This is a genomic window from Burkholderia sp. BCC0506 (assembly GCF_902833145.1).
Taxonomy (GTDB): domain Bacteria; phylum Pseudomonadota; class Gammaproteobacteria; order Burkholderiales; family Burkholderiaceae; genus Burkholderia.
The window spans coordinates 1-444 of record NZ_CADFEN010000037.1; the positions used below are offsets into that span (position 1 = coordinate 1).

General features: G+C 65.1%; 1 pseudogene. It reads right to left on the reverse strand.

Annotated features, from left to right (window positions below):
- Positions 1-444: pseudogene (locus HWX62_RS32850) on the reverse strand (ferritin-like domain-containing protein); the annotation flags it as partial.

Consider the following 444-nt stretch of genomic DNA (forward strand, 5'->3'; position numbering starts at 1 on the left):
CGAACAGGATCGACAGGTTGTGCAGGATCCGCTCGACCACCTTCTTCTCCCACTCGCCGTCGAAACGGATCTGCTCGTCGAGCCAGCGCTCGAGCCATTCCGGATCCGGCAGACGCGATTGCACGGTGTCGCGCGGGAACAGCGCCTGGTTCACGTGCAGGTTGGTCGGGTGCAGCGGCTTCTCGGTACGGCGCGCCGACGCCATCAGCACGCCGATCTTCGCGAACGCGGCACGCGCGACGTCGCCGCAGTTGTTCAGCGCCTTCTTCATGTAGCGCAGGTACGCGCCGCCATGACGCGCTTCGTCGCGCGAAATCGTTTCGTAGATCTGCTTGATGACGGGCTCGGTATGCCAGTCGGCCGCGCAGCGGTACCAGTGGTTCAGGCGGATCTCGCCGCAGAAGTGCAGCATCAGCGTCTCGAGCGGCGGCGCCGGATCGAACT